Annotated in this window: 7 protein-coding genes; 2 read left to right on the top strand and 5 right to left on the bottom strand. The window is 68.9% G+C overall.

Annotated elements, in window-relative coordinates; genetic code table 11:
* Window positions 1–86 precede the first annotated feature (86 nt).
* Window positions 87–662, top strand: a complete 576-nt coding sequence (dcd, locus tag LzC2_RS18710; RefSeq protein ID WP_171189553.1) for a dCTP deaminase — start codon at window positions 87–89, stop codon at window positions 660–662.
* Window positions 663–680: 18 nt separating this feature from the next.
* On the opposite strand, the gene ligA is transcribed toward dcd, so the two are convergent.
* Window positions 681–2,864: an NAD-dependent DNA ligase LigA gene (gene ligA / locus LzC2_RS18705; protein WP_171189552.1), complete on the bottom strand. Its 2,184-nt coding sequence runs from the start codon at window positions 2,862–2,864 to the stop codon at window positions 681–683.
* A gap of 172 nt (window positions 2,865–3,036) precedes the next feature.
* Window positions 3,037–3,900: a hypothetical protein gene (locus tag LzC2_RS18700; protein WP_171189551.1), complete on the bottom strand. Its 864-nt coding sequence runs from the start codon at window positions 3,898–3,900 to the stop codon at window positions 3,037–3,039.
* Between the two features lie 353 nt (window positions 3,901–4,253).
* Between LzC2_RS18700 and folP the strand changes: the two genes are divergently transcribed.
* Entirely contained in the window at window positions 4,254–5,144 is an 891-nt protein-coding gene (gene folP, locus LzC2_RS18695) for a dihydropteroate synthase (protein ID WP_246255163.1), read from the top strand.
* Between the two features lie 43 nt (window positions 5,145–5,187).
* Here folP and cls read toward each other — a convergent pair whose 3' ends face one another.
* The 3 genes from cls to LzC2_RS18680 are packed head-to-tail and all read right to left on the bottom strand — an operon-like array spanning window position 5,188 to window position 8,389.
* Window positions 5,188–6,717: a cardiolipin synthase gene (gene cls / locus LzC2_RS18690; protein ID WP_171189550.1), complete on the bottom strand. Its 1,530-nt coding sequence runs from the start codon at window positions 6,715–6,717 to the stop codon at window positions 5,188–5,190.
* A 5-nt stretch (window positions 6,718–6,722) separates the two neighbouring features.
* Window positions 6,723–7,787: a DUF368 domain-containing protein gene (locus tag LzC2_RS18685; protein WP_171189549.1), complete on the bottom strand. Its 1,065-nt coding sequence runs from the start codon at window positions 7,785–7,787 to the stop codon at window positions 6,723–6,725.
* On the bottom strand, window positions 7,784–8,389 hold the full coding sequence (locus LzC2_RS18680) for an isochorismatase family protein (RefSeq protein WP_171189548.1): 606 nt from the start codon (window positions 8,387–8,389) through the stop codon (window positions 7,784–7,786). The genes LzC2_RS18685 and LzC2_RS18680 overlap by 4 nt, the downstream gene beginning before the upstream one ends.
* Between the last annotated feature and the right edge of the window lie 363 nt (window positions 8,390–8,752).

Genomic DNA, 8,752 nt, shown 5'->3' with positions numbered 1-8,752 from the left:
GAGGAAGGAGTGGTGGGTGGGATGAACTGTCCCCACGGCCGATACCGAGTTCTCCCCTCCCTTATCCTCCCTTCCCCCTCCCCACCGTGATCCTCACCGGCCCCGCGATCGAAGCCCGGCGGGAACGCGGGGACATCGTCATCGATCCCTACGACCCGGCTCGGCTCAACCCCAACAGCTACAACCTGAGCCTGCACGACGAGCTATTGGTCTACGCGGACCTCGAACTCGACATGGCGAAGCCGGCGCGATTCACGCGGCATCAGATCCCGGAGGAGGGCATCACCCTCTACCCGCATCGTCTGTACCTCGCGCGGACGGCGGAGCGGACCGAGACCCGCAACCTCGTCCCGATGCTGGAGGGACGCAGCAGCGTGGGCCGGTTGGGGCTGTTCATCCACGTGACCGCGGGCTTCGGCGACGTGGGGTTCTGCGGGTTCTGGACGCTCGAAATGTTCTGCGTCCAGCCGGTGCGGATCTACGCCGGCGTGGAGATCGGGCAGATTTTCTATCACACGCTCGAGGGCGAGGTGCAGAGCTACGCCGACGGTCCCGGCCTCGGCGGCAAGTACCAACACAACCGCGACATCCAGCCGAGCCTGCTGTACCGCGAGTTCGGCCACGACCCGCAGGGCGAGCTGTTCGAGGGCGCCGCGGGGTGAACGCCCCCGTCCGGAGCGTCACGTCTCGGCTTTGCTCTCCGTGCTCTCCGCGGCGGGCAACCCGACGAGGGCGGCGAACTCCTCTTCATTCAGCACCGGCACGCCGGCCTTCTCCGCCTTGGCGAGCTTCGAACCGGCCCGGGCGCCGGCGACGAGGTAGTCGGTTCGCTTGCTGACGGAGGAACTCGCCTTGCCGCCGTGCTCGCGGATCAGTTCCTCGATCTCGTCCCGTTTGAATCGCGTCAGCGTGCCGGTGACGACGAGGCTCTTGCCGCCCAGGACGCCGTCGGTCTCCGCTTTGGGCTTCTTCTCCGCTTCGCTGCCGAGGTTCAGGCCCAGAGCCCGGAACTCCTCCACCGTGGCCCGGTTGGCGGGATCGGCGAACCACGCGGCGAGGCTGGCGGCGATGATCCCCCCGATCTCATCGGTCGCCGCCAGGCTGTCGGCGTCGTGTCGCATCACTTCGTCCAGCGTGCCGAACTCCCCGGCGAGCGCCCGCGACACCGTGTTGCCGACGTGCCGGATATTGAGGCTCGTCAGCAACCGCCACATCGGCTGCGATTTGCTCTTCTCCAATCCGGCCAGCAGGTTATCGACGCTGGTCTCGCCCATCCGCTCCAACGCCAGCAGTTCCTCCCGCCGGTCTTTGAGGCGATAGAGGTCCGGCAGGCTTTTCACGAGGCCGGCGTCGATCAGGGCGTCGATCAGCTTCTCGCCGAGGCCGTCGACGTCCATCGCCTTCCGGCTGGAGAAGTACTTGATGCTGCCCCGCAGGCGCCCGGGGCAGGCTTCGTTCGGGCAGCGGAAGTCCACGCCGCCCTCTTCCCGGAGCAGCATGTGGGAACAGATCGGGCAGTCCGTCGGGAACGCGATTGGGGTTTCGTCGCCGGTGCGTTCTTCCAGCTCGACGCGAACCACGTGGGGAATGATTTTGCCCGCCTTCTCCATCACGACGCGATCGCCGATTTTCAGGTCGAGGCGTTCGATCTCGTCGCGGTTGTGCAGGCTCGCCCGGGAGACGGTGGTGCCCGCGATCTCGACCGGTTTCAGTGCCGCGACCGGCGTCACGCGGCCGGTCTTGCCGACTTGGAACGTCACGTCGGTCAGCGTGGTGACGGCCTCCCACTTCTCCCATTTGAACGCCACGGCCCACCGCGGGGACTTCGACCGCAGCCCCAGCACTTCCCGTTGGGCGTGCGAATCGACCTTCACCACGATGCCGTCGACCTCGAAATCGAGCGACGGGACCGCCTCGATCATCTCCCCGATCGCCGCGACGAGCCCGGGCATGTCGGTCGCGGTGCGGACCTCGGGGGTCGGGGCGATGCCCCAACGGCGAAGTTCGTTGAGGAACGTCCCGTGTTCGCCGAACGCCGCGGCGTCGCCGCCGCTCACGTACCCGGTGCCGTGGGCGAGGAACCGCAGCTTCCGCTTTGCGCACAGCGCGGGATCGAGCAGCTTCAGCGAACCGGCCGTGAGGTTCCGCGGGTTCGCGTAGGCCTCGTCGCCGGCGGCTTCACGATCGGCCCGCAGTTGGGCGAAGTCGCTGTTGCGGATGTACGCCTCGCCCCGCACCTCGCACTCCTCGGGGATCGCGGCCGGATCGGCGTTCAGTCGCAGCGGGACGCCGCCCAGCGTGCGGGCGTTGTGGGTCACGTCGTCGCCCCGCGCCCCGTCGCCGCGGGTGACCGCCCGCACCAGCACGCCGCGCTCGTAGAGCAGGGCGAGCGCCACCCCGTCGATCTTGTATTCGAGCAGATACGTCACCGGCGGATCGGGGATTTCGTCCCCGTCGCCGAGTTCCTGGCCCGCGGCTTTGGCCGCTTGGCGAGCCTCGTCCGCGGCGTGTTCCCGCAGGCGTTTGCGCACGCGGGCGTCCCATTCCGCTAACGCCGTTTCGTCGTAGACATTCTCGACGGAGAGCATCGGGGTGCGATGCTCGACCGTGACGAACCCCGCGATCGGCTCGCCGCCCACCCGACGGGTCGGGCTGTCGTCCGCGGCCAGTTCCGGATGGGCCTCCTCCAAGTCAATCAGCCGCCGCATCAGGCGGTCGTATTCCCGGTCGGTGATCTCCGGCTTCGCCTCCACGTAGTAGAGGCGATTGTGGCGTCGCAGGTCGTCGCGAAGTTGCTTCACTTCGTCGGCGGGATCGACGTCGGCGGTCGGGAATCCGTCATTGGACGGAACAGTCGAATCCATCGAATCCTCCGGGCGAAAGTGGTGAACGGGAGGATACCGCTTTCGTCCGCCGTGCGACCAGCGAAGCGTTCCGGGCCGCGCATGAAAAAACGGATCCGCCCGGTGAGGGGCGAATCCGTCGAACTCAAACCCTCGCCGCACGTCGCGGAGGGGGGCGGGATTCATCAATGATTCAGGCGTCGTCGCCGCCGATGTCGCCCGGGGTCTCCGGGGCTTCGACCGCGGCGCCGGCGCCGGCGCCGGCATCGACGCCAGCGTTGGGCAGCGTGCCGTTCGTGGAGCCGCTGGCTTCGACGTTCGTCTCAACGTTGGCGGCCGGGGCAGAAGCGCCCGGGGCGGCGTTCTGAACCGCGGCGCCGTTCTGGACCGCGGCGCCGGCGGCCGGCTGGGTGCTGGACGGCAGCGGCTGAATGGCGCCGCTCTGCTGCAGCGGAGCGCCGAAGTTGGAGGTGCCGTCAACGACGGTGCCGGTGGTGCAGTTCGGGCAGTTCGGCACATAGCTGGAGGTCACCGGGGCGCCGTAGGCCTGGCCGCCGTAGTAAGCCGGGGCGCTGCCGGGGCAGGTGGAGCAGCCGGAGGTCTGCACGACGCCGCAGTTCGTCGGGGCGTAGGCGACGGAGGCGGAACCGCAGGTCGGCGCCGGAGCGGCGTAGCTCGTGCCGCAGGGGCTGCAGGCGCTGGTCGGCTGGCTGTAGGCCGCGGGGGCGGCGTAGCTGGAGCCGCAAGGGCTGCAGGAGTTGGTCGGCTGGGCGTAGGAGACCGGGGCGGCGTAGCTGGAGCCGCAGGGGCTGCAGGAGCTGGCCGGCTGGCTGTAGGAGACCGGGGTCGCGTAGTTGGACGCGTAGTTGGAGCCGCAGGAGTTGGTCGCCTGGCCGTAGTGACCCTGCTGGTTGTAGTGAACCGGCTGGCTGTAGGAGACGGGGGCGCCGTAGCTGGGGGCGCCGTAGCTCGGGGCGGTGCCGCAGGAGTTGCACTGGGCGAAGGCCGGGACCGCGGTCATCGCGGCGACGCCGAGGGAAAGAACGAAGCGTTTCATGGTAGTGCGGATCTGGGTCTTCAGGGTGAGGAAAGGTGCGGGCGACGGGCGCGACCGTCGCGGGGTCGTTCCTCCGAAACCCGGTGATCCCGGATGGCGGAAACGGCACCGATGTCGAAGAAAACTCGCGCCGCAGGACGACTGAAACGGTTCTCCAGCCGACCCGATCCAATCAACCTTGACAGTCCCCCCAAACGTTCGCAACGAACACGGGTCGCCCGATCGGTCCTCGACGCGATTCCATCAGCAATACCGGAGTTTTCCCTACCACCCGCACCCGGGACCGTCCGGGGGCCGGGGGATACTTGCCGCTCCGCCCTATTTTCGGGTGCGGATTCTCATGCTGAGACGCGATGAACGACGTGCATAACCCCGCCCCCCTCGATTCTCGCTGGGCGTTCGCCCGAGCCGCGGCCGGCGAAACGATCTTCCAGCCGACTGCCGCGCCGCGGCTGATGGGGATCGTCAACGTCACGCCGGACAGCTTCTCGGACGGCGGACGGTTCTCCGGCATCGACGCAGCCGTGGCTCATGCGCTGGAACTCGCCGAGGCGGGGGCGGCGATGCTGGACGTCGGCGGGGAATCGACCCGGCCCGGCGCCGAGCCGGTTTCGGCCCAGGAAGAGCTCCGTCGCGTCGTCCCGGTGATCGAGGCGCTGGCCTCGCAAACGAGCGTGCCGATTTCGATCGACACCACCAAAGCCGTCGTCGCCGCGGCGGCGTTGGATGCGGGAGCCAACGTCGTCAACGACGTCTCCGGTCTGACGCTCGACCCGGCGATGACGCCCCTGTGCGCCGAACGCGGTTGCGGGGTGGTCGTCATGCACATGGTCGGCACCCCGCAAACGATGCAGAACGAACCCCGATACGACGACGTCCTCGCGGAGGTCGCCGCCCACCTCCGCGATCGACTGGGCGCCCTGGAAGCCGCCGGCGTGAAGCGGGAGGCGATCCTCACGGACCCCGGCATCGGCTTCGGCAAGACGGCGGCTCACAACCTCGCCCTACTGCGGGGCGTCCCCGCGTTGCGTGCCCTGGGGCGGCCGGTGCTGATCGGGCACAGTCGCAAACGCTTCCTCAAGTCCCTGCTGGGGCGGGAGGTCGAGGAACGCACCGCGGGAACGATCGGCGTGTCCGTGGCCCTCGCATCGCTCGGCGCCGACTGGCTGAGGGTTCACGACGTGCGGGCCGTCCGCGACGCCCTCGCGGCGTGGACCGCGATCGCCGGGGTCCCCGCTCCGTAACGCCGAGGCCCCGCGGGGCCTCGGCGTTACAGTATTTCGAGCATCAGAATACCGGGGCGAACATCCTGCAAAAATTCTCCGCCAGCACCCGCCAGTGGGCGCGGGCGGCGCGGGCCTCCGGCGTGATCCGGAGGGCTTTCGTCATGTCGAGTTCAAACCGCTCCGCCAGTCGCTCCGCCGTGCGGTCGTCGTAGAGCGCGAGGTTCACCTCGAAGTTCAGATAGAAGCTGCGGGCGTCGAGGTTCGCGCTGCCGACCAGGCTCCAGCGGCCGTCGACGGTCAATGTTTTGGCATGCAGCGTGCCGGCGCGGTACTCGTAGATCTCGACGCCGGCCCGTAGCAGGACCTCGTAGTCGCTGCGGCCTGCGAAGATCGTCCACGGTTTGCCGCCGGTTCCGGGCACCAGCAGTCGCACCCGCACGCCCCGCCAGGCGGCCGCTTCGAGCGCCTGCACGATCTGAATCGGCGGGACGAAATAGCCCGTGGTCAGGTCGATCGTCCGCTGGGCCGCGGTGATCGCCGTGAAGAACAGGTTCGGCAACCCCCGCGGCAGGGAGCGTTCGCCCGCCGGCGTGGGCCCGGACGGCCCGCCCGGCACGCACTGCACGATCGCCGACCCGCGGCTGCCGGTGTCCGGGTAAAGGTTGTCCTGTCCTTCCACTTCGCCCAACACGGCGCCGGTGGCGAAATACCAGTCCTCCGCGAAGACCTGTTGGAGCTGCAACGCCCCGGGCCCCTCGACCCGCAGGTGCGTGTCTCGCCACCAGCCGCGTCGCTCCTTGGCCGCCTTGCCGAAACAGTGTCTCCAGCCGCCGGTCCGGGCGAGACCGAGGTACTCGTCGCCGATGTTCATGCCGCCGGTGAAGGCGACGCGGCCGTCGACCACCACGATCTTGCGGTGGTTGCGGAGGTTCAGGCTCCACCGCTCGCGGAAGCCGGCGCCCGGGAGGAACGAGGCCACCTCCGCTCCCGCGTCGCGGAGCGGCTTCAGCCACCGCTTCGTCAGCCACAACGATCCGATGCCGTCGTAGAGGAACCGCACCGTGACCCCCTCCGCCGCTTTCCGGACGAGCAGATCCCGCAGCGCCGTGCCGGTGCGGTCCGGCTTCCAGATGTAGTATTCGAGGTGAATCGAGGAGGTCGCCGCTTCGATCTCCCGACGAATCAGGCCTAGCGTGCGGTTGGTGTCGTCCAGCGTCTCGACGTCGTTGCCGCCGACCGGCGGGTAGCGACCGACCGCGGTTTGCAGCCGCATCAGCGTGCGGTCCGGCTCCTGCGTGGACTCGGAGGCGAACACGCGGTGCTCCGTGAGGGAGGGCGTGACGGCTTCGATCCGGGCGTCGCCGGCGGCCTTCAACTCCGCCCGTCGGTTCACCCGGTTCACCCCGAAGATCAGAAACAGCAGCCCTCCGAGATACGGGATCAGCACGATCGCCATGATCCAGGCAACGGTGCTGGCGGGGCTGTCCTTCTTCAACAACAGCACCCACCGCACGAGCGCCAGCGTGAGGAGGTAACCGCAGAGGCTGAGGACCGCCGCCAGCCAACCGGATACGGGAAGCCAGTCGAACATGCCCGTCAGCCGTCCTCTTGAAGAGGACGGCTCGCAGGCGGAATTACGCCATCGGCGAGCGTCGGTTCGCCCGGTTCCTCCGCCCGTTTCCGGCCGAACCAGTCGAGCAGCAACACCGCCCCGAGTCCGGCCGCCGCGACCAGCAGGGCCAGCCAGGTCTGCGGATCGTCGAGGGGAGGGACGAGGTGCACCGGCCGCCACTCTTTGAAGGGGACGTCGTCCGGTCGCGGTCCGACGAACGGCCACAGCTGCCGCAGCGAGCCGAGCATCGCCCCGGTCAGCGTGGCGAGCGTCGCCGGACCGTGCCGCGTGAGCAGCCAGCGAAGCAGTTTCGAGAACAGGGCCAGCCCCACGACCAACCCCGCCCCGAAGCAGATGCCTTCCAGCAACATCGGGCCGTCCACGTCGAACGACTTCAACCGCCCCGACCACCCGCTGACATGGTGATACGCCCCGAGCACCAGCAGTAGAAACGCTCCGCTGACCCCGGGAAGGATCATTGCGCAGATTGCGATCGCCCCGCAGAAGAAGAGGTAGGCCGGCCCGATGGGCGGATTCTCCAGCGCTTCCAAGCTCACCAGTTCGTAGGCCGCCCAGGCGGAGGCGATCAGCAGGGCGGTTCGCAGCGGCGTCCAGCCTGACATCAACTCGCCGGTCTCGCCGACCAACCGGGCGACCAGCAACACGCTGCCGGCGATCAGTCCGCTGAACAGGGCGAACGTCAGCGTGTATTGCTCCTCCATCGCGGCATGGGTGATGCCCGCCAGCGTAAGGGCGCCCCCGCCGACGCCGACCAGCAGCCAGAACAGAAATCGCCCGTCGAGGTAGGTCCAGACCTCCTTGAACCGCCCGCGACGCAGCAGGGAGAAGAGGTGGCCGTCCGCCCGACTGACGGCCGTCACCAAACGGGTGTAGATGCCCAACACCAGCGCCACCGTCCCGCCGGAGACGCCGGGCACGGTGTCCGCGGCGCCCATCAGCACGCCGCGGACGAGTTGGGCGAGGTCGGTTTTCGGATCGAACGGAAGCGTACGCCCGTCGCCGCGGTCCGGCCGCGAGGAATCGCTCACGCGTTTTTGACCAGATCGCGCAGGGCGGCGAAGGCGGGATTTTCCGCGGACCGACACCATTCAAACAGCACGGCCTCGGCGGTGGTCACGGTGGCGCCCTCCGAGGTCAGCCGGGCGAGCGCCGTCTCGTGGTCGCTCGCCCGTCGACTGCCGCAGGCGTCCGCGGCGACGTGCACGGCGTACCCGGCGCTCATCAACTCCAACGCCGTCTGGGCGACGCAAATGTGCGTTTCGATGCCGCACAGCACGATCTGGTGGCGACGATCGCTGATCGCTTCGGTCAGGCCGAGAGCGGCCGCGGCGCCGAACGTGGTTTTCGCCGCGGCCTCCACGTCCGCGTCGCTCAACGCCGCGGCGACCGGATCTGCGGTGGCGCCGAGCTTCGCCGGAGCCTGCTCCGTGGCTCGAATCTCCACGCCGAGCGCCCGCGCCCCGCGGACCAGCAGCGTGGCCTGCGAAGCGGTCGAAGCGCCGTCGTCGATCTGCGGCAACAGCCCCGTTTGCAGATCGATGACGATCAGCCGGCCCGCTGAGGGAGCCAGCAGGGCCGGGTGCTCCGGGGGGAACTCCGGCCGATCGGCGAAGGCGCGGTCGGCGGACACGGGAGCCGGGGGAACGGGGGACGAAGGAAAACGGTACGGCGTGAGCGTCTCGCATTTTTTCTTCGACGCAACCCATCGGCCCCGGTCGGTGGTGATTCCGAGCGGTTGGGCTTATCGTCGCGCGAATTGCGGGACGCGGCGCGATCAGCGTCGCCCCCGTTCCATGTGCACACGGTAGGGCTTCGCCGCCCGGTTCTCTTCGGGCCGGCGGGGCCGGTGACGAGAACAGGACAGGCCGGCGATGACTCCCGACCCCTCGAACAATCCGATCGATTCCTCCGGGACTGGCTCCGGCGAAGCTCGGCGCCACCGCAGATCCGGTCGCCGCGGCGTTGAGCGACGCGGACGTGGAGGCCGCGGCGA

Source organism: Alienimonas chondri (genome assembly GCF_013036045.1).
Taxonomy (GTDB): domain Bacteria; phylum Planctomycetota; class Planctomycetia; order Planctomycetales; family Planctomycetaceae; genus Alienimonas; species Alienimonas chondri.
This window is presented reverse-complemented; position numbering and strand designations above follow the sequence as displayed.